The sequence below is a fragment of the Lewinella sp. IMCC34191 genome (assembly GCF_003390935.1).
Taxonomy (GTDB): Bacteria; Bacteroidota; Bacteroidia; order Chitinophagales; family Saprospiraceae; genus Neolewinella.
This window is the reverse complement of the sequence record NZ_QNQZ01000013.1, coordinates 25,590-46,577: the sequence shown is the minus strand read 5'-3', so window position 1 is coordinate 46,577 and position 20,988 is coordinate 25,590. Positions and strand designations below refer to the sequence as shown.

At 50.6% G+C, this 20,988-nt stretch carries 21 protein-coding genes; 14 read left to right on the top strand and 7 right to left on the bottom strand.

Features of this window, described 5'->3' with window-relative positions; genetic code table 11:
• From DRW39_RS19955 to DRW39_RS19940, 4 genes are all read right to left on the bottom strand, one after another.
• On the bottom strand, positions 1 to 315 hold the full coding sequence (locus DRW39_RS19955) for a DUF4133 domain-containing protein (protein WP_116108858.1): 315 nt from the start codon (positions 313 to 315) through the stop codon (positions 1 to 3).
• Positions 315 to 665, bottom strand: coding sequence for a DUF4134 domain-containing protein (locus DRW39_RS19950; protein ID WP_116108857.1), 351 nt, complete (start codon positions 663 to 665; stop codon positions 315 to 317). Before DRW39_RS19950 ends, DRW39_RS19955 begins: the two co-directional genes overlap by 1 nt.
• Before the next feature lie 99 nt (positions 666 to 764).
• Entirely contained in the window at positions 765 to 1,073 is a 309-nt protein-coding gene (locus DRW39_RS22950; RefSeq protein WP_116108856.1) for a DUF4134 family protein, read from the bottom strand.
• Positions 1,073 to 1,672, bottom strand: a complete 600-nt coding sequence (locus DRW39_RS19940) for a hypothetical protein (protein WP_157976246.1) — start codon at positions 1,670 to 1,672, stop codon at positions 1,073 to 1,075. Before DRW39_RS19940 ends, DRW39_RS22950 begins: the two co-directional genes overlap by 1 nt.
• A gap of 656 nt (positions 1,673 to 2,328) precedes the next feature.
• Here DRW39_RS19940 and DRW39_RS19935 point away from each other — a divergent pair.
• The 4 genes from DRW39_RS19935 to DRW39_RS22365 all read left to right on the top strand — a co-directional run bounded on the left by DRW39_RS19935 (position 2,329) and on the right by DRW39_RS22365 (position 6,477).
• The gene (locus tag DRW39_RS19935; RefSeq protein WP_198664961.1) at positions 2,329 to 2,844 is read left to right on the top strand and encodes a JAB domain-containing protein; all 516 of its coding nucleotides are present in this window, start codon (positions 2,329 to 2,331) and stop codon (positions 2,842 to 2,844) included.
• Positions 2,845 to 3,400: 556 nt separating this feature from the next.
• Entirely contained in the window at positions 3,401 to 3,616 is a 216-nt protein-coding gene (locus DRW39_RS19930) for a hypothetical protein (protein WP_157976245.1), read from the top strand.
• A 327-nt stretch (positions 3,617 to 3,943) separates the two neighbouring features.
• Positions 3,944 to 4,867, top strand: coding sequence for an ArdC family protein (locus tag DRW39_RS19925; RefSeq protein ID WP_116108852.1), 924 nt, complete (start codon positions 3,944 to 3,946; stop codon positions 4,865 to 4,867).
• Positions 4,868 to 5,190: 323 nt separating this feature from the next.
• The gene (locus DRW39_RS22365; protein ID WP_157976244.1) at positions 5,191 to 6,477 is read left to right on the top strand and encodes a hypothetical protein; all 1,287 of its coding nucleotides are present in this window, start codon (positions 5,191 to 5,193) and stop codon (positions 6,475 to 6,477) included.
• Positions 6,478 to 6,508: 31 nt separating this feature from the next.
• On the opposite strand, the gene DRW39_RS19920 is transcribed toward DRW39_RS22365, so the two are convergent.
• Both DRW39_RS19920 and DRW39_RS19915 read right to left on the bottom strand, forming a co-directional pair.
• Entirely contained in the window at positions 6,509 to 7,006 is a 498-nt protein-coding gene (locus DRW39_RS19920; RefSeq protein WP_116108851.1) for a DUF3408 domain-containing protein, read from the bottom strand.
• Between the two features lie 8 nt (positions 7,007 to 7,014).
• Entirely contained in the window at positions 7,015 to 7,749 is a 735-nt protein-coding gene (locus DRW39_RS19915) for a ParA family protein (protein WP_116108850.1), read from the bottom strand.
• A gap of 795 nt (positions 7,750 to 8,544) precedes the next feature.
• On the opposite strand from DRW39_RS19915, the gene mobC reads away from it, so the two are divergent.
• The 6 genes from mobC to DRW39_RS19875 all read left to right on the top strand — a co-directional run bounded on the left by mobC (position 8,545) and on the right by DRW39_RS19875 (position 15,361).
• Positions 8,545 to 8,955 carry a plasmid mobilization relaxosome protein MobC gene (gene mobC / locus DRW39_RS19905; RefSeq protein WP_116108849.1) on the top strand — a complete coding sequence of 137 codons (411 nt, stop codon included), beginning with the start codon at positions 8,545 to 8,547 and terminating at the stop codon, positions 8,953 to 8,955.
• Complete coding sequence (locus DRW39_RS19900; protein WP_116108848.1) at positions 8,949 to 11,075, top strand: relaxase/mobilization nuclease domain-containing protein; 2,127 nt, start codon at positions 8,949 to 8,951, stop codon at positions 11,073 to 11,075. Before mobC ends, DRW39_RS19900 begins: the two co-directional genes overlap by 7 nt.
• A gap of 750 nt (positions 11,076 to 11,825) precedes the next feature.
• The gene (locus DRW39_RS19890; RefSeq protein WP_116108846.1) at positions 11,826 to 12,068 is read left to right on the top strand and encodes a hypothetical protein; all 243 of its coding nucleotides are present in this window, start codon (positions 11,826 to 11,828) and stop codon (positions 12,066 to 12,068) included.
• Positions 12,052 to 12,960: a hypothetical protein gene (locus DRW39_RS19885; protein ID WP_116108845.1), complete on the top strand. Its 909-nt coding sequence runs from the start codon at positions 12,052 to 12,054 to the stop codon at positions 12,958 to 12,960. The genes DRW39_RS19890 and DRW39_RS19885 overlap by 17 nt, the downstream gene beginning before the upstream one ends.
• The gene (locus DRW39_RS19880) at positions 12,960 to 14,891 is read left to right on the top strand and encodes a YWFCY domain-containing protein (RefSeq protein ID WP_116108844.1); all 1,932 of its coding nucleotides are present in this window, start codon (positions 12,960 to 12,962) and stop codon (positions 14,889 to 14,891) included. Before DRW39_RS19885 ends, DRW39_RS19880 begins: the two co-directional genes overlap by 1 nt.
• Positions 14,892 to 14,899: 8 nt before the next feature.
• The gene (locus tag DRW39_RS19875; protein ID WP_116108843.1) at positions 14,900 to 15,361 is read left to right on the top strand and encodes a hypothetical protein; all 462 of its coding nucleotides are present in this window, start codon (positions 14,900 to 14,902) and stop codon (positions 15,359 to 15,361) included.
• Here the strand turns inward: DRW39_RS19875 and DRW39_RS19870 are convergent.
• A complete protein-coding gene (locus DRW39_RS19870) occupies positions 15,358 to 15,921 on the bottom strand; it encodes a M23 family metallopeptidase (RefSeq protein WP_116108842.1) in 564 nt (187 codons plus the stop codon). The two genes, DRW39_RS19875 and DRW39_RS19870, sit on opposite strands and share 4 nt — an antisense overlap.
• Before the next feature lie 86 nt (positions 15,922 to 16,007).
• Between DRW39_RS19870 and DRW39_RS19865 the strand changes: the two genes are divergently transcribed.
• The 4 genes from DRW39_RS19865 (at position 16,008) to DRW39_RS19850 (ending at position 20,799) form a co-directional block, all read left to right on the top strand.
• Positions 16,008 to 16,664 (top strand): DUF3945 domain-containing protein, encoded by a 657-nt coding sequence (locus tag DRW39_RS19865; protein WP_116108841.1) that lies wholly within the window; start codon positions 16,008 to 16,010, stop codon positions 16,662 to 16,664.
• Position 16,665: 1 nt separating this feature from the next.
• On the top strand, positions 16,666 to 17,688 hold the full coding sequence (locus DRW39_RS19860; RefSeq protein WP_116108840.1) for a toprim domain-containing protein: 1,023 nt from the start codon (positions 16,666 to 16,668) through the stop codon (positions 17,686 to 17,688).
• Between the two features lie 972 nt (positions 17,689 to 18,660).
• The gene (locus tag DRW39_RS19855; RefSeq protein ID WP_157976242.1) at positions 18,661 to 20,367 is read left to right on the top strand and encodes a hypothetical protein; all 1,707 of its coding nucleotides are present in this window, start codon (positions 18,661 to 18,663) and stop codon (positions 20,365 to 20,367) included.
• A gap of 252 nt (positions 20,368 to 20,619) precedes the next feature.
• Entirely contained in the window at positions 20,620 to 20,799 is a 180-nt protein-coding gene (locus DRW39_RS19850; RefSeq protein WP_116108838.1) for a hypothetical protein, read from the top strand.
• Positions 20,800 to 20,988: the final 189 nt, after the last annotated feature.

The window sequence follows — 20,988 nt, the reverse complement described above, 5'->3', positions numbered from 1 at the left end:
CTACTTTTTTAGGGTGAGAAAAACAGATCGTGTACGAGCGACGAGGATGCGGGGTCGCTTTTGGTGAGCACTCTGCTTGGCCATTCCGTGCTCACCGTGCTTGACGGACATGCTCTGGCAGTAGAAAAAAGCTAGACCGATAATGAGGAAGAAGACCAGGATACCGATCAGGTTAGAGGACACCAGTACGCGACAGATGAAGAAGCCGATAAAGCCGAGGAGTAGGCCCAGGGCTAGGTAGCCTAGGTATTTTTCCGAAAGCCCGAAAATCTCGGGTGATTTCCCTACTCCTCGACTAACTCGATAATTCCGCATTAGGACATGGTCACACCGAAGAGGGAAGTGACGATGGTCGGAATGAGGATTAGAAACACAGCCCCGCCAAACCAAGTAGCCGCAGTCTTGCCGGCTCCTGGATCACCGCTGGTCATCTTGGAGTAGACCTGCACACCGCCGACAATGGCTACCAAAGCAGCGATGATGTAGCAGATGTTGGTGATGGGCTGGATGTAGGTCGTCAATCCTGTTTCCACGTCGGTCAGAGCAGTAGTTCCGCTAGCCAGCGTACGCTGGGCAAGGAGAGAAGAAGTACCCACCATGGCCAGGGCCAGGAGGGTAAAGAAGCGCCGCTGAACACGGCCATTGAATTTGAAAACAGAAGTCATGGGTAAAGGAGTTGTGGTAGTAAAGAGAATAGGCTGGCCCTTTCGGTCCGCTGCGAGAGACGGGCCGACCAGACATTTTATGTGAAAAGAGTCTCGGCTTTAGTAGCCGGTGAGCTTCCTAATTATGAAGGGAAAAACGATGAAGGCAATGCAGGACACAAACCAGTTGCGAACCCCAACGGTGAATTGCTCATCACCATCGATAAATTCAGTGTAGGTAACCACGCCACCAATGACCGCACAGATGGCTCCGATGATGAAGCAGATGTTTTCTATGCTTTTTAGCAGGGCGGGACCTCCGGTAAAGACTGATGAAGTCGACGGGTCGTTAAGAGTCGGATGCTGTGACCAAAGATTGAAACTTACGGTACACAAGACAGCCAGCAAAAGGGAAGATTTATGGGTCATTAGGCTGCTTTTAGGTTAGAAAGAGCATCGACCGCACTGTATCCGTCAGTGGGTGCCGAATGATCAAGTTGTAGCGCCAGTTGCGAGGCTACTTCACTGTTAAGCAGATCATCATGCTCGAAGAGTGCAAAGGCATCGGCTTTTTCAGCGGCAAGCAGTTCATCGGATACGCCACTATCGGCTGAGTAGGTAACCGCAGTTACCTTTTCCAGGGCGCTGGCCAAACTGGCTAGGTCCACCCCATCCTCCACCGGCTCAAACTCTACGGTAAGGGGCGTACTCGGAGATAGCGTTGGGGCAGGGAAATCATTGGAGATCGAGGTATCAATGGGTACGCCGTAGCTATTCTTCCGTGGCCGTTTAATCGTCGTTCCCTGAACATGACCACACGCTTCACACGGCGTCAGCGTACTTCCGTTGGTTAAGGTAGACTTCTGTTCGCGCGTCTTACCTAGAAGGTTTTCTCCAGAATGATTGGAAGCATCCGTTTCAGTTTTTCCTACCAGTTCAGCTGATGCAGCAGACTTGGAAGCGGAACCACGATAGAAGTAGTAGAGTACTCCGAAACCGTAGAGGATAAGTCCGGAGATTAGGAACATGAGGAATTGGTTCCAGCTAATGTCAGAGAACATCGCAACTGGTTTATGGATTTGTAATCAGGTGTTGTTAAAAGCGTAAAGCTATATTTTTATAGCATCCTAAAGCAAATATAAGTATAAAATATAATTCATGGCTATGTTTAACCACTAATGCGTAACAAATATAGCTAAATGAAGGGTCACGTAGGGCTGTTATAACGATAAGATGCCCTTGGGGGTGATAAATGTCATCTAGATGACAATGCAAATTTGAACAAGCACAATAGTGGTTGTGCAACAAAGTACCCGGAATATCTGGGTGGCGTGAGTTATGGGAAGAGTTTTCAGGGAACGGTAGTTAGTGAGCGGTCAATTAGCAAGATCACGTCACAGCGTGCTTTTGGATCTTACCCAAGGGTCGGGCCATCCACTATTCGCTATCCGCTCAGCCCTACGGGCCGCTACCGCTCCGTTACTACCCCTAAGCCGGAAAAATTGCCTGGAAAAGAAAGGAGAACCGCAGAGCCAAACAGCTCTAAACGGCAAGAATATTAGGTGTTTTTATTCTATTGTGTGTTTTTGTGTTTGTGTGTTTTTGTGTTTTATTGTATCTTAGTAAGGCGATCAAACGACCGCCTACCGTGCCAGCGGTAGCTCATTCACAATAGCATAGCACCGTGAAAAAGTACACTCTTAAGGAAATGACGGTCGGCACCCCGGCCGTGGCGGAGGTTAAACTGACCTATTCGTCAAACATCCACCCTAACGATCGCCGCATATGTTACACCGCCGACGACTGTCACGACGTCCTAGCCGAATGGTGGGACCGGGAAACGATTGAAGTTTACGAATCTTTTGCCGTCCTGTTTCTCGACCGGGGCAATCGGGTTATCGGTCTGTATGACCACAGTCGGGGAGGTAGTTCGGCAACCGTAGTAGACACTAAGCTGGTTATTGCCACCGCCCTCACTTGCCGGGCCGACAGTATCGTACTAGCCCACAATCACCCCAGCGGAGCACTAAAGCCATCGCAAGCAGATGTTACACTAACCAAGAAATTGGCCACCGCCGCCAAGTTTCACGACATGCGAGTGCTCGATCACTTACTGTTATCGCCGTGGGATGAGGGTTACTATAGCTTTGCGAATAGTATGCCGGAAGCAATAAGCGGCTACGACATTAACCGGCTGTAGGCAGAGGGCGACCCGTCTCCGGTGACCCTTCATGGGCCACCGGAGACGGGTTACTGGGCCACCGCATCCCCGACCACCACCCCTAAAACAAAGCACCCCAACTTCTGCCAGGAAGTTGGGGCCTATTATCCTTCCGGAAAGGAAGGCAATAGCATAGCAGGTGTAAAGATAATCCATCGTCCTAATCGAGACATACCAGCCCCGCTAAAGTAGATCCTCCCCTACCCTACCCCAGCAGCTGGCGAGCAGCATAGGTCCTAAACCGTAGCATCGACTGTGTACCCCAGTAGGCAAATAAAGCCTGCGAAGGGGCGTGATCGGGTCAGCCGGTAAATCGAGGGAGAGCCCCCATCTGTAAAGCCACAAAGAAACCGGCCTAACGGAAACGTCAAGGGTGCGCTGCGCCGGAAGCAACATTTTTTCTTCCAGGTCGCCTCGGCTCCCCCTCCATAAATAATGTTCTCCCCGCCCTTGTCTTACTTCCGCAGTACGGCCGGTGATCTGGTGGCAACAAGTGGGGGACACCTCCCCCCGAAAACACTTCAACCAGATCACCATGCCTCGTTTCTCGGATTATACCACCTACCATCAGTATCAGAAGGCCAATCAGTTTTGGTTAGAAGTCACGGTAGCCGAAATATTCACCAGTTCTCACGTCTTCGATACCGCCGAGGATCTAGAGGCAAACCAGGAGGAATGCTGCCGGGCTCACGAAGCTGATCTCGTACCGCCCGCATGGTTGCGTCCGGCCATCCAGTTAGAAACTGATTAAAGTCCATAACAGGAGCGGGAGCATCCGTGTGCAGGTTCTAACTACGTCCAATCCGACGTAGTTAGAAGTCAGGCTTGAATGCCGTTCGAGAAAGAAATAGGGTACGTTCGGAGTCAGCCGATCGTACCCAAAGATTTGCCTGGAAAGAAGAAGTTATGCGACTTCCCCGTACCTGAAAACAAATTCAGGAGGAACTAAAAAAAGAAGCATACAGGGTGTAAATATTTGTTTGTGTGTTTGTGTTTTTATGTTTTTTACCGTATCTTAGAAGGGCAGTCAAATGACCGCCTACCGTGCCAGCGGTAGCTAACCACAATAGCATAGCACATGCCAACCACGATCAGCCGCAAGGCCCGTAAAACCACCCCCGTAGACCGTTATCAGGAAATCACCAATAAGGTGATCGCCGCCCTCGAAAAGGGTTTGATTCCTTGGCAATCCCCCGTAGGAGCCGGCAAACGCTCATTTGCTTACAACTACGTAAGCGGCAAGCAGTACCGCGGAATAAATTTCTTCCTGCTGAATTTCATGCGCCCCCATCTACAAGGTGCCTACCTCACCTTTAAGCAAGCCCAAGCCCTGGGGGGCAAGGTCCGCAAAGGGGCCAAGTCAGAACGCGTTTACTTCTTCAAAATGTACTACCGCGACGCCAACGGTAAAGGCCTGAGCGAACAGCGGGCGGAGCAGCTACGCGACCAGGGCGTAAAGGTCGACTGTACGCCGTTCCTAAAATCCTTTCCCGTCTTCAATGTGGAAGACGTGGAAGGCGTAGATTTTGATCTGCCCGAAGTTGAAACGTTCGAGCACTCCCCCATTCAGGAGGCCGAGAAATTCGTGGCCAGCATCGAGGGCGGTCCCAATATCGAAACCCGGACCGGAAGCGCCAACTACTATACCCCGGCCACCGACACCATAACCATGTACCCCGTGGACCGCTACCGGACGCCCGAAGATTACTATTCTACCCTGTTCCACGAACTGACCCACAGTACCGGCCACGCTGACCGGTTGAGCCGCGAAGGAATTACCGACGAGATCCAAATGGGTAGCCCCAAGTACGCCCGCGAAGAACTGACGGCAGAAATGGGGGCCGCTTTTCTCTGCGCCGTCACTGGAGTAAATCCGCAAATTGAAAATTCCGCCGCCTACATTGGTAACTGGCTGCAGTGCCTGAAGAACGATAAAATGCTCGTTTATAGAGCCGCAGCCGAGGCACAAAAGGCCGTCGATTATCTGACCGGCAAAAGCTAATTAACCCGGCGGGCCGGGGCAGGTCAGTGACCTGTCCCGGCCACTCGCCGGATAGCCACCGCATCCCCGACCACCACCCCTATTCCCGCACCACCCCATTCAGGAGGCGATCAGCCGGTGGCTGCTCTCCACTCCCCTACCCTACTAGGGAAAGATGATATTCGAAACTCCCTAGTTTGCTACGAAGGGAGGTTACGGCTGGTACTGTAACGAAAATGGGGGAGTCCGACGTAAAACGGGCTCCTCCTTGCTTTTTTAGAGTAGATGTGGCTTGCCTTTCTGTAACAAATCCGGCGATACACCCATAAAAAGAAAACACCGCTATGAATACCTGCTTCAACAAATTATTTCTGATCGTATGCCTTGGCTACTTAAGTGGCTGTGTGACTAGAATACCGGTTAGTACGGATGATACTGTCCCTCCACGAGCTTCGCTCACCGTCATTAGTACAAGAGCCGCCCCGAACATAGTAACAGTAAGTAGCGAAGAGGGTGTAAATAAGTCTTACAAGGTAAGGAGTGGACAAAGAATCAATTTCGTCGCTTCTGGCTCCGATACTTTAGGAGGTATTAAGACAGTTGAAATGATTGCCGTGAGCGGGGGGATGCTAAGAGAGGCCAATGGGGGGCCTCTGCAACAGACGTTGACAGAGCAACCAGACACCTCAATGGGGCTGGCTGATGATTTAGCTCTGTTTTCTGGAGAAATCGTTCCCGATTCACCGCTTGGAAACGTAGTCGTTCGAGCCAAGTCCTACGACTTTGCGGGAAACGCTACAACTGCACCGACGATAACCATCACTCCTCTTCCGGCAGTAGTCGCTCGGCTTAGTGTAGACAGAGGAAGAATAGAAAGGGGGCAAAATATCCAACTGACGTACGAATCTGAAAATGCTGATCGGGCTTTCCTTGACGGAAATCCGCTGGCCACGGTCAACAGTGGCACTCTGACCCTGTCACCAACTCAAAATACTAGGTACATATTCACGGCGAGAAATGAAGTTTGGGCCGCTTCCGATACGGTAGATGTGCGAGTAGTCCAGCCCCCAGCGATGGCTACTATACAACGATTCAGCGCTTCTCCGCCGACGATTACTCGCGGGCAAAGTACCCAGTTGAACTGGGATGTTAGAAATGCATCCAGCGTGCGAATTGATCCGGGCGGACGCACTTTCACCAATAACTCCGGTAACCATCGAGTTAGTCCAACTTCAACCACGACTTACACTCTGACAGCTACGCAACAAGGCGGAACGGGAGCATTGTCACGTACTACAACGGTGACCGTGAATCCTCCATCGAGCATGGTCGAATGCTTCACAACGCCCCAAGCTTTTGCAGCCTTTTCCTTCCTTCAACGCACAGCCACAAACTCAGTCGTTTACAGAATGGATTTGAGTGGTTTTCTTGCAGATGGTCGAATCACTACGGTTACAAACAAGAATGGGAGTCCAATTAACCTTTTCGCAGCAGGAACTGAAGAGCGCATCGGACCAAACCAGAGGACCAGTGCATTCAATGGTTTTACACTGAATCAATTCTGGCTATTAGAGATTGTCAATCCAGGACTTAGTATTGCTGTCGAGTACTGTACTGAAAACCAGCCATAGAATCAATACGGTGTACTGGACATTTTTACTCCTACATATCCAGTCCGTCCAGCGTATTGCGATTCCGCGAGATCACCTTCTTGATATCATTCTTATGCGCTGCGAGAAACCAGCGCATAATATTATCGGCAAGGTGGCCTACTGGAATTCCGGCTGTCCTAGCTACTTGATGTAACACCTCCTTAGTGCTTTCCGCAACGTACAGCTGCTTTACCTTAGTGGTATCAGCCTCGTTGGCAAAAAACCAAGCTAAGCCTTCTCGAGAAATAGATCCCTCGGGAGCCTGGATAACAGAATCAGACGGTTCAGAAGACGGGGTACTGACCGCTGGCTTTTTCTTTCTTGGCGATGTCTTCTTGGCTGAAGTTGATTTTCTGGGTTTCTCATCACTCGGGGTTGTTGTATCCTTTGGTGCTTTATCATCATCGCCTCCCCTACCCTTTCCTGCATCTAGCTGGTTGAATACATCATCTAGATCCGATCCCCCAAAGTCCAGGTTTATGGGAGCTACTGCTTTCTTCTTTGCCATGGTCTTATTTATTGTACTACTGAATAGAGTTCGTTCATGAAGTCGTTGAGGTCGATGGCGGAGAAGTTCACCGGAAAAATCGTACTTCTGGTCTCGTTTCTTTTCATCTTCACACTGTACGGCACATGGTTTTCTAGTACATGGATTCCAGCTGCGCGAAAAACCTCATTCTGTACGTCGATTAGTTCTTGGTGACTCCCCTGCCGAACCTTGTTCCAAAAGGCAATAGGCTTCACCCCTCTTTCCTTAACGGCCTTCATGCGGGACAGTGCTGCGAGGAACTCCGAAGAACTGATGAGACTCATTTCTTCAGGTTCCAGGGGTACGATTACGTGGTCCACATTTTCCAAGATTGTCCCCAACCCTTCAATGGCTACCGACCCGGGGGTATCGATGATGATGGTATCCGCGCCAATTGCTGGTAAAGAAGCCTTTTCGTACGTCGAAGGCTGATCGGGTGAAGGACGCTGGAAGACATCCACCATTTTCGAATTGGCAATTGGATAGACCTGCTCCCTCCCGCTCTTCATAAATGCACGTTGCTGGTCCTCGTCTTCCTTCAATGACTCCATTTCCCGGTTACGAAGTTTTTTGATCGAGTGTTGGGGATGGTCAGCATCAATGACGACGACTTGATGATTCTGCCTGAAGTACATGTAACTGGCTAGCATCGTGGCCATCGTCGATTTTCCTACCCCACCCTTCTGGGTAGCAAATACGATTCGATTAATCTTTTTACTCATAGGAATATTTGTTTCCCTGTTTGTGTGTTAACGTAAATACGTTGTAACGTAAATTTGTGTTTACGCCTTTACATAAACACGCACAAAATAAATACTTTTTTACTTAAACACAAGAACACACACTTGTTTGTTTAATTTATTGTGTGGATGTGTGGATGTGTGGATGTGTGGATGTGTGGATGTGTGGATGTGTGGATGTGTGGATGTGTGGATGTGTGGATGTGTGGATGTGTGGATGTGTGGATGTGTGGATGTGTGGATGTGTGGATGTGTCAACTGGATCATAAATATATTTATTTGTGTATTTACGTGTTTATGTTTTTGCTTGTGGTAGGAGGTTGGTTATTCAGCTAGCGGGTCATCTTTATAGTTTGTGTATTTACGTAAATGTGTCCCCTATTTATTAGTCGGGGCTACCCTAAATGTTTTGGCACACAAATGTGTGTTTATGTTTTAGTAATCAGCCACTTGAGGCTGTTACAAGGGGGGAGAGTCCCCGATCAGGTAAGTTTACCAACCCGGTGGAATCCAGAGACCAGCTGGCGCAAACGCTTAGTCAGTGAGGGAGCAATGTAGAGGACAGAAAATGACAGCTATTGCGACGGCGGCCAAGGCAGCGGTCACGACGGGTATATACGTTAGTATATAGTAGCAAGATGTGACTTTAGGGCCAAAAGTTTCGCGTTCGCTACTTTTGCCACTAAAGACAATCTTGCTTTTTTACCCGGAAGGCTCGAAACTCGCCAACCTTAGATGGGCAAAAAAGCCCGCACAACCGCAAACTTGTAAACAACCATGACCAGAAGATCAAGAAAGGGGAAACCCCTTAAGAAGGCGGATGAGAAGTTGACCCAGCGCCTGCGCGTCAACCTTACGCTTGGTGAGCTTCGCCAAGTCATGGCAGATTTCGACCCCCTCACATACCCCACTAAGGCGGCGTATTTCCGTGCCCGGATGGTCGATCAATCCATCACTAAGCGCGTCGTCCATGCCAATCTAGAAGCCTTAGAAAAGGCACTCGTTGACAGTAATGAAGAGCTAAGCCGCATCGGCGTCAACATCAATCAGATCGCCAAACACCTGAATACTTACAAGAGTGTCGCCCTCAAAGATGAAGTTTTGATGCTCATTCAGTACTTCCTTTCCGCTCAAGAAACGATGAATAAGATGCAGAATACCATCCACGAAATTCACGAGAAGTGGTAGCGATCATCAAGACAGGGAAGTCTCTTTATGGTGCTTTAGCCTACAATGAGAAGAAGGTGGAACAGGGACAAGCCGTCCTGTTAGGGGCTATCAATAGTCTGGCCAGAGCAGAAAAGCAGACGCTGGCCGAGAAAGCAAAGTCTCTGCAGAGCATCGCCGATCGCAACCAGAGAACTAAGAGGAATAGCGTTCATATTGCCCTGAGCTTCGCCAAAGGCGACAATCTCGATGTGGATCAGTTGCGGCAGATTGCCAAGGACTACCTGAAGGGAATCGGGTTCGAGGGCCAGCCCGCATACATTTACCGTCACCACGACACCGCGAACGATCACATTCACATTGTTACCACGAACATTACCCGAGAGGGTAAGCGGATTAACGATTCCTTTGTCGGAGCGACTAAAAGCGAACCGACAAGGAAGGAAATCGAGATTGCCTATGGTTTGGTCAAAGCGGAAGAGCAGCAAACGCAAAGTGTAGCGGAGCGCCTCTCTCAGCTAAAGGCTCCCGCCGGAGAGGATGCAGCTGAACTTCGGTCGTTCGCCCGTCACACCATTCGCGACACCCTGAAGACTTACAGACCCACCGGGGTAGGGGAGTTAAATGCCCTCCTACGGGATAGGGATTTGAAGATTCGTCTAGAGAAAGGTCAACGCCCAGATGGGACAGACTGGCGGGGATATTCCGTGGTTCGCATCGACGGGCGTACCGGACAAGAAACCTCAGCTGCAATAAAGGCCTCTAAGGTGTTTGAGGCGGGATGGGCGGATAAACTGGACAAGCGCCTTGCCGACAACGTGAAAGGGGCCGAAAAGTCCCTACAACGGGTGAAAGCAGCGGTGCGGGACGCCTTTGCGGAGGAACGAGCTAGCGCGGAGGATGTGCGCGTTAAACTGAGTGGGGAGGGTGTACGCGCCATTCACCACCGCAATGCGGAAGGTAGACGCTTTGGCGTCCATTACGTAGACAAGCAAAGCGGTCATGTCTTCAAAGCAAGCCAGGTAGGACGGAAGCATTCCGCAACGGAATGGAATCGTCGTGAGGAGGCTAACACCCTCAACCACCGGGAATACAAGAATCTCGTTGGGGGTGTCAAAGCGTACTTGACCCAGCAGCGGGCTAGTACGGAATTTCAGTCGGTGGCCATCAAACTCCTGAATGGAAAGGACCTCCAGGGTGCGATGGTCAGGGCCGGTCACGACAGCCAGCGGATCGGGCCTTACCTCGCTGATCTAATCGCAGCGGAAAAGAAGGATTACGAGAAGGCACTAAAGTATGATCAAAAGCGACTGAAGGACCTCTATTGGGGACTGGCGCAGGTGAAAAAGGACTATCGAAAGCCGCTAATGAATAGCCTCGATCTAGTTCGCGCCGGCGAGACGATTACCGTACGCGGAAATAACGACCTGAGCGTGTCCGCGCAGGATCTTCCAATGGAGCAGGGTAGGGGAGTGAAAGACTTTGAAATGGGGCAGCTATCGGCCGAAGAACGACGCATGCTGGTCGGCGTAGGCCGGTACCGCGGCATTGGCGGAATACCCCTCGATGTAAATATGACAACCGTAGATTGGAAGTACTGGCAAGAGAAATTCAAACCGGCCACGGCGGAAAAGCTAGGTCAGCAACTTCACAACAACCATATCAAGAAGGAACTAACGCTACTCTTACGTGAGGCCCAACATGGAGCAGGTCGACAAAAATTTAACCCCCTGATCCACCTTGCTAGCAAGGGGATCCTCATTGAGCCAACCAAAGCAGGTACGTATCGCGCGCACATGGTCGGCATGGAAGATTACTCTACCCAGGTACATAGTAAATTCCATAGCGCGGTGCATCAGCCAGACTACGGGGATGAGCATTACCAGAAGATGAAAACCCTACTGATGGGGGAGGAAGCCAAGAAAGCAGTCGAAACGTTACAGCATGCCGAGGCTGTAAAGCTGAGAAGTAGGCTGGAACGGAAAGTTCCAAGTTCTTTAAGTCAGAAACTACGTAACTACCTAGCGTCAAACGGAGCGCAGGCGCAGCGGAGTGGGCTGTACAAGGTTCTTCAAACAATGGATGAGGATGAGAACCTGTCCCAGGAAGAACGCAAGCAGAACAGGACTCTACGGTTATGATACTCTATCATTACTCATCTAGGATTATCTGAATTTGCATTGGCATTTTGATACTTTGTAACTACTTAATTGGCTATCTTAGTGATCTAGTACACCACTATGGCCAAGGGGATCACATACTCGGATGTCAGAAGTCGAGAAGACGCAAAGGATTATCTGTTCAGCGCACGGATCATTGACCGTAACCCGCCAGCTGTACATTGATCGAAACCTTAGTGTGCGTCAGACCATCGAAGAAATGGCGCTTAGTGAGTGGTACGAGAATAACAAGGGCTACTTCGCCAGGGCCTTTTCCTACTATCTTCCAAAGGGTGGCAAAAACCAGGGGGGCGCAAGGCCGGGTTCGGGTAGACCAGTGGGTAGCCGCACGTGTACTGGCTGTGGTGAGCTTAGGAACGATTGCACCTGTCCGCAGCCAGGTTCTAATCAGATTAGCAATCAAATACTAGGTGTACTAAGTAGACCGTCGGGGAGAGGGGACGGAGTGTACACCGCCGCCGTAGTGGTCCAGGAAGGACCGGTAGTTTATGCCTACCAAAAAGAGGTAAATCGGTACCCAACCCACGCCGACGTGCAAAGGACAATCCACGCGGGAGAGAAAATCCCGCCATCCGAGACACAGAAGATCTTTGCGGATTTCCTCGACCACAGACAAACCGAATGATAACCGCGTTCAGCGGCCAATGCAAGATGGTTGTAAATTGGCTAGAACGAGTCATCACACCTATCTAAAACCCTTAATCCTTCCGTATGGCATCCAAAAATAGCACCCTGTTTCCCGACGAGCTGAGCGCGGAGCAAATCAGGCGGCACCGGGAGATCTATCAGACCCTACGTGCCTACGCAAAGGGGGAGGTTTCCATGGAAGCTGTGATGGCGATTCCAAAAGAGGAAATTTTGGCGACCCGCAAGTGGGTCAACGAAGTGTCCGTGGCAATGCTAGAGGCTGAACTTCCCGAATTTTCAGCCTACGAGGATGAAGCCGAGGATTGATCCTACTGACTTAGCAGAGTACAACATTCCATTCGCCGGCGACACACAGAACAAGCTGGCCCGCGCCCGACTGCGCTTTTTAAAGATGGAACTAATGGAAAACCCCAGGGTCAACAAGGCCTATATCCGGGGCGGCGTACGGGAGTTTCTACCGGCTCTCGAGAAGGTTATTGCCACTATTCCCAAGGGAAGCAGTCTAATCGTTATGCCATCAACAACGGGCCAGAACCGAATACCCGCGATGCTAGGAGACGGTATAGTAAAGCTTCGTCCGGACATCGAGTTGGTGAACGCAAAAGGTAGGTCGATCACGGTACAACACCTTACGGAGAGCAAATTCAAGGAAGGGGTAGTAGACCGGCTACGTGACCAACGAAACTTTGCAATAAAGCCAGAACTCATAGCCAAGCGCGGGCAGCTAAATAGATCCTCCTTTATCCTCGATGACTCAATTTCCACGGGGGATAGTGCTATTACATTACATCGCCAGCTTCTGAGGGAAGGTATCTATGCCAGAGGTATCATCGCCGCCGTATCGGGTAGCCGTTACCACGTCCGCCAGTCAGACGTGGATCGGCTGTACGAAAAGATCAAGGATCACCGGCCAGCGGACTACCGAGGTGATCAACTCAAACTGGATATGTACAACACCTTCATTGGATATCCGGAAGCGAAGGTGAAGCGGTTGGAACTTGGATTGACACGAGACCGGAGCAATCAGATTTACCAACGGCCAGATCTAGTAGTCCAAGTTATCCGTGCCACCTCGGCTTATTTGAACAAAGAAAAGCTAGGGGCCGGTCACATGCTCGAGATGAGAAAACAGGTGATGCCGGAATTAGGAAACAGGCAAACCAAAAAACCACAGTCCGATAACAAACTGAAGTTCTAATGAGCAAAGACGACAACAGTATTGTCATGGGGATTGTCCGGGCAGCATCGTTGATGCTGATCATTCTCCATACTTACCTCTACTACCATGACTGGTGGGCTCTCAAACACTTAACGCACCCGGTAATCGATAGTCTGCTGGCCCGATTCAACGGAACGCTGTACTTCAAGTCCTATGTCTTATCCTACTCCTTACCTCTGTTAGTGCTGGGGGTAGGGAGCATAGCGGACAAAGCAAAGAAGTCCGAAACGGTGACCTACAAGCAGGTCGTCATTACCCTAGTCCTCGGCGTATTGGTCTACCTCGCGGCCATGATTGCCTTTTCGATCAATGACCTGCAAACTGCAGGTATGATTTATCTAGGTACAATGGTCGCCGGTTGGGCGCTGGTCAGTACCGGTCTGATCAATCTGCGCAGGGTCCTTGGCTTCAACCTGTCAGAGGATATTTTCGGGGACGAGAACCGCAGCTTTCCCCAGGAAGAGCGCCTGATCGAAAACCAATATTCGGTTAACCTCCCCACTCGCTACCGACTGAAAAAGAAAGTGCGCAAGGGCTGGCTCAACGTAGTCAACCCTTTCCGGGGTACCATAATCCTGGGAACTCCGGGATCGGGAAAGTCATTTGCGTTCATCAAGCCCTTCATTCGCCAGATGATCGGCAAAGGATACACGATGTACGTCTATGACTACAAATTTCCAGAACTGACGACGGAGACGTACAACGCCCTGCTAAACAACGTCAATAAATACAGGGTGAAGCCGAGCTTCTACGTGATAAACTTTGATGATCTGCGCAGAAGTCACCGTTGCAACCCCCTGAATCCGAACCTACTCAACGACATCACCGATGCTACCGAGAGTGCAAAGACCATTCTGCTGAACCTGAACCGAAACTGGATCACTAAGCAGGGCGACTTTTTCGTCGAGTCGCCGGTCAATTTTTTTACGGCGGTAATCTGGTTCCTGCGACTGTACGAGGACGGGAAATACTGCACGCTGCCCCACGCCATCGAGTTCGTCAGCCGGGACTATGACGAAATGTTCCCCATCCTGTCCAGTCATCCCCAAATAGCTACGCTGATCAAACCCTTCTACAGTGCATATAAGAGTGGGGCCACCGATCAGCTGGAAGGGCAAATTGCCAGCGCGCGGATTCCGTTGTCGAGGCTTGCATCCCCCTCGCTTTACTGGGTGCTGTCAGGGGATGATTTCACCCTCGATCTGAATAATCCGGAAGAGCCAAAGGTGGTCTGCCTGGGAAACAACCCGGACCGGCAGGACATCTACGGCGCCGCGCTCGGGCTCTTCAACAGCCGAATTTCCCGACTCATCAATAAGCCGGGTAAACTGCCCTCCGCTATGCTCGTGGACGAGCTAGCCACGATCTACTTCCGCGGGCTCGATGATCTAATTGCAACGGCGAGATCCAACAAAGTAGCCGTCGTTCTATCGTTCCAGGACATGACCCAACTGATACGGGACTACGGAGACAAGGTGGCTATGGCCATATTCAATATCTGCGCCAATGTCTTTACCGGGCAGGTGAAGGGAACGACGGCAAAGGACTTAGCCGAGCGGTTCGGAAAGACCCAACAGATAAGAAAAGGCTACAGTCAGAACCGTATGGATACGAGCTTCAACCATAGTGTCGTGATGCAGGACCGGATACCGTCAAGCCGCATCGCATCCCTATCACAGGGTGAGTTTGTGGGTACGGTAGCCGATACACGGGAGCAGCCGATAGATCTAAAAACGTTTGACGCTCAGGTCCATCTGGATGTAGCCGCCATTAGCCGGGCGGAGAAGAACCACCTTCCGATTCCCTACATTCGCGACATTGACGATCACGAGGTTAACGCTAACTTTGAAAAGATAAGTTCGGACATCGACCACATCGTTGAAATGGAGTTGATGCGAATTCAAACGTAACGGGCTAGATGGCAAAGGATAAGGACAAATTAGAGGTAGACAGGCTCCGCGAAGAAGTAGGGGCTAGATTCAAGGAGATCCGCACGAAAGGTCTAAAACTAAGCCAGGATAAACTTGGCCAAAGCACCCCTCACCTGGAGGGAAATAATCTGCAGGTTAGAGTGGCATCCCTGGAAAAAGGGAACGGATCAACGGCGACCGTCTATACCGTGATGAAGTATCTATACGATAGGGGAGTGAATATCAACTACCTATTCGGAGAGGAAGAGAGTATGCTGCGCATCAGCAAACAGGTCAGTCTGTATCCGGAAAATATCATTGACTACCTGCAGGATGTGCTCATCAGTGCGGGTAACGTGGGAGCCATCGCGAACGAGATCGTAGAAAACACCAAGCGAGTCGAGAAATACGTAGAGAGCACCATCCAAATAGCGGAGCAGGACAGAAGCTCGGCCAAACAGGAAAGCTAGAAGGAATCCAGGAACAGACTTCGTAATTCTAGCGGGTCCAGGCTACCACTCACGCTATGGCGTACCGACCAATGGAGGTGGGGACCGGTGGTACGGCCGCTTTCGCCTACCGTACCGATCAGAGAGTCCGGATCGACGGATGCACCCAGAGAAACTAATATCTGATCCAAGTGACCGTAGGTGCTGGTAAAACCGTTGAGGTGATCTATGGTAACATAGTGACCTAGAACAGCATTAAAGCCCGTAGTAACCGTTCCCGAACCGGATGCCAGGATTGAACTGCCGAGTGGGGCTGCAATGTCTACACCACCGTGGAATTTTTGTTGGCCATCTATTGGGTGCACCCGGTAACCGTAGGTACTCGAAACCCGAGCGGCCTGTCGCAGGGGCAGTCGCCAGGGTATGCTTCGGTCCAGGCGTAGTGAAACATCCTTGGAGAGACCTACAACACAGCGCCAATTCAAACACGAGTCTAACCGCTGAAAAGCGGCGAATGACTGACCAATTATTGATGTGCAGACAAAAGATGCAAAGAAAGTAACCAGAATTAGGCGTGACATTTGCCAAAAGTATAGTAATTTCGTATAACTAGCATCCAATTATAACGGAAGTAGATAAATGTCCACCTCCCTCATTCCTATCTCTGATGAAAATTGAACAGACATCCACAAAGGATGACCTTAATTTGCGCGAAGTCACCCGCTTTCTAAACCTAGACTACAATAAGTTAGCTAGGGAAGGACAGGTGAAACAGCTATTTGAAACCGGGGTGTCGAAAGCTATGGCCGTGAAGATCCAGACCAGTGGACCCGAGGGGAAGTCCATTGATCTAAACACGACTGCAAGGCTGGCCGTGGGAACCAACCGGGAAGGGAAGCCAGAGATCAAAATGGTGTTCAAGAACGATACACCTAAGCTTGATCGGTACCAAAACATTGACCTCACCCCTAACCAGCAGAAGGAGCTGCAAAAGGGAAACACGCTAGTAGTGGGAGACAGCAGTGGACGAGAACACATCATCAAGTTTGACGAGCAGCTGAATCGAGTAGCCGGCATGAAGAAAAGTGCTTTCCTCGCTCCGGAACAGCTTGGATCACCGAAGACCGGCTACACCAGGTTGACCAACAGTCAGCAAGCGGAACTGAAAAAAGGCAACGCCATCGAGGTCGAAATAGGCGGAACGAAAGTCAAGGCCCAGTTAGATCCCATTGAGCGGAAGCTAAACATTGAGAAGAGCCCGAAGCAGAGCCTAGAAATCACTCCAGCGACCGAAAAAAAGATTAGTAAAGGCCCATCTCTCTAACATGAACATCGAGCAAGCACGGAGTCTTTCGCTGGAAGCATTTATCAAGCGCCTCGGTCACCAGGAGATCAGGAAGGGGAACGACCGGGAAGCATGGTTTCTCTCACCCCTGCGGAATGAAAAGACGGCGAGCTTCAAAGTAGATCGCCGGCACAACAAGTGGATAGACTTTGGTGACGGCGCAAAGGGCGATATTATAGACTTCGTTCAGGCCTATGGACCCCGGAGAGGGTGGGGGACCGTGGACGTCAGCGAAGCACTACAACGTATCGAAGGTATCGTAGGCGCGCTGCCAAGACAAGCTCCAACCAGTACCGATCGGGGTTTTCCCATTCGGGCAGCATCAAAACAGCCCAAGCAGGCAGAGGAAGTCGACACCTACCGGATAGACCGGATTGGCCCGGTTCAGGAGATGAAACTGATCGATTACCTCCGCAGCCGGAAGCTGCACGTCAATACCGCGAAGGAGTACCTGCAACAGATTCACTACACGCACCAGCCGACCAACCGTCAGTTTTACGGACTGACCTGGGGGAACGAGAGCGGTGGCCAGGAGGTACGCAGTCCGTACTTCAAGACGGCCATCGGCAAGAAGGATGTTAGTGTTGTCGAGATAAACCACCCCAAGCGGGTGCCGGGTACGGCCGTATTCGAGGGCATGACCGATTACCTTACCTATTTGCAGGTACCCAAACAGCAGGTCATGGCCAGGGCTATCATCATGAACAGTGCCTCAATGCACGAACGGGTGACCGAGATCCTACAAAAGCTCCCCAAGGACGAACCTAAGCTGGGCTACTTGCAGAATGACAAACCGGGCCTTAAGCTGGCGGTCAAGCTGAAGGAGAGCATACCGGAACTGCAGGTCATGAATGGGAAATACTCGGCCTACGCCGACCTTAACGATTACCTGACCGGTAAGCCGATGGTTCAGGCCGACAAGAAGCACGCTGAGACTGTGCTTAAGGGACTCGAGAAAGAGAATCACCCATTGCAGAAGAAGAGTAAGGGCCAGTCTGTCTGATAGTAAATTTTTTACTCAGAACTAAACTTTTTTGCCACCCAGAGCGTCATTTTTACGAAGCTCGGGAAACGTCCCTACTTTTTGATTTTGACATAGATGGCGATTGGCAGTACAATCAAGCTAACTGATTCTCCCTAAATATCGAACATTTATCGTTCGCGATAGATGAGGTACGTTTCCGACCTGAGCTTCCACCCTGCATTCTCCGTCGATTTTATTCACCTGTCCAGCAGATGCTGGCCAGATAACCGTTCATTGCGGTGAATAGAGTCGATGGTACTTTTGCATAGGATCAATCCTTCTTCCCGCAAGGTTCCAGGACTGTGTTCACCGCACTCAATGTGCATTATGAATACTAGTCGACGACTTCAAAAGTCTAACTTAAGGTTAAGTCATTCTAAGTCTAGGGAGACCTCAGATCAACAGAAACCTGATGACTCTGTAGACCAGCCCCTTGTGGTGAAGGGGAAAAATAGTAAGTTCAAGGGACCACCTGATTCGGTCTTGAAAGCTTTGTTGATTGACCGGCTTTCAAAACTTGGCATGTTACTTATAGCGCTATTGATAATAGCTAAATATGGGCTGTCGGGGGCGGTGGTGACCGCGGTCATTGGCTTGGTTACAGGGCGTTTTACTTCGTAAGTAGCACAGAGCATCATTCCTTCCGTAACAGGTCTTTTCTTTTCCAGGTTTCTAAAACTTTCTGGCGATTCAAGCATCGCAGAGAAAAGCGGCTGTACTAGCGCAATAGCTTATGCGATTATTCGCTGTGAGGCGTCCAAATTGATCTGTAGAGTGGTTTTGCTTAGTAATTAAGAGCGAGCCTACTTTCAAGGTGAAGTCGCAACGCATCTTGCAGTTTCTTGTGAGATCTGGTTCCTAGATACAGCTCCATGAACCAAAAACTCTCTTGTAAAGGGTTACCTTTTGATTGTTGGTCCATGGATTGTTAGAAAGTTACTCTTCTACACTATGAGCTTACTAGACGCCCGGTGGTTAATCATTTGTCTTTTACTGTTAACCGCCTGTGACGATGAGGACATTGCGAATCCTTTGGACGGACAGGTGACCACCATCCGAATCGCGAACCCAGAGGTCAGCACCTTTGAGTTTGTGACTCTAGACGCCACCACCAAGCTGACTAGCGAAACCTACGCGGCGGAGGTTGCCGGCCAGTCAGTTGAATTGCACCGGGCCTCCGATTCGACGCTCGTCTTCGTGGTCCCTGCAGTTGTTGAGGGGGATTATGTTCTTACTTCCGAAGAGCTCGGGACGGTCAATCTATACGTCGACGAAACAATTGTCGATGATTCACAAGCATTGTTGGGGTCCGTCTCCGCGAGCTTTCAGAGCGACCTGGCCGACCTGTCGAATGATACGCTGGTGCGAGCCGTGGAACTCGAATACGCGTCCGCTTACGGCAACCAGGTTACTGACCTATTGGGTTCGCTGACCCCCGAGCAACTTATCGAAGTGGGTCATTACTACGCCGCCAACCGTACACTCTTTGAGGATTTTCGCAATGACGTAGCTAAAACTTACAACGCACCGACGACCATGAAGAATCAGCAGTCCGACTGTCCCCGTACCGAATTCCGGGAATTCTACTTCTGTACGGCTGATAATCTGGGGCAATCAGCTAGGGAGCTATTAAAAAGCACCGTGAAATTGGCTAAGTACGCTGCAGTAATGGCGATTTTAGCCGGAGTCTCCTGGGCTGCGGCGGGGGGTGGACCAGGTGTATGGGGGTTAACTGCCGTTGGCTCAACTTTCTTGATTGGCACGGCTCTGTACGTACTTACCATGGAAACCCTTCCTGCATTTAACCGATTTAGGGCTAATCTCAGACCGTTTCTGCGAGCTAACTGGTTATTTGCTAAAGGTGCCGTGCAGATCGGTACAGAGTACTTCGTATCCGGGGTATCCAATTTGTTCGATGTCAGCGCGGAGTTTAGGACTTTGCGGAGTACCGACACCGATATCTCCGATCAGGTTTCCGCGTTCCTGGGAACCTTCGGCCGGCTTTCCCAGGCGTGGGTCCAATTCTCCGAGTTGCTCGGGGAGCTACCCGGCTTCTACAACGGCAGCGAGTGGGTGAACGTCGATGACGACGAGATCACAATCGGAAAGATCTCGCACCCCTCGGTGATTCTGGTCGAGCGCAATCCAAAGGAAATCACTTTTCGAACCGATGCCGAAGAACCAGTGACTTTTACTTACGAGGTAGAGGTACGGAAGCAAGGATTTACCCGCTCCGCCGAGCTTACCGCCACGCTGGAGCCACGGGCTGCACTGAGCCTAACTGCCCTGGCCATCCGCTCACGCGGTTTGATGCCGGGTTATGAGGAGTGTTACGATGGGCCCAATAAAGTCTACTATTTGGACCTTGGATATCAGGACGATGAGGGTCTAATTGCCGATGACCTGTCCAACCTTTCAATCACCTATGAATTTGAGAAGAACGGTTGTTTCGGTATCTGGTCCAATTCCACCGCCGGGTACTTCAGTGGCTTCCCGGCAGCGAAGACAGAGGAAAAAATTTCGGTTCCCGTGACTTGTAGCTTAGGAGACAACAATTCCTCCTATTGTTACTTCTTCGTCACCGTACTGGACCCGCAGACCGGCGAGCCACTGGTAGACTCCCCCCGTTTTGAGGTGCGGCGGGGCGTGAACTACTGATTAGCGCAACTTACGAGCTTTATGACAACTCGCTGCGGGTGTCTACCCTCGCCGCGACTCCTGCGGGACCAGATCGCCTGAGTAAGCCTTCGCAGAGGGATTGTTCCATTCTGCCTACGGGAAGAATGCCAGATGCTTTCAACCGCCTGGTCGCCGTCACCCGAAGGCTAAGTTCTAGCACCTGCCATATGGGCCTCTGCCTTTCACACTAGGACTGATTCTTTCGAGAGTATAACTGATTACCTTACCTGTTTGCAAATCTCTAAGCAGCAGATCATGGCCAGAGCCATCGTCATGAACAGCGCCTCAATGCATCAGCGCGTGACCGAAATACTGCAAACAGTTCCTAAAGGCGAACATAAAATGGGCTACCTACAGCATGACAAACCGGGCCAGAGGCTAGCGATTAAATTGAAGGAAAGCGTATCTTAACCACAGGTTATGAATATAAAGTACGCGGCCTACGTAAACCTCAACGATACCTGACCGGCAGACCGATGGTCGTGGCCGAAAAGAGGCGCGCTCAAATTATCTTAGATACCTTTGAGAAGGCATATAGACCACTGCAGGGTAGTAAGGGGCAATCTATAGCATAGCTATCCCATTGTCGTCCTCCGGTCG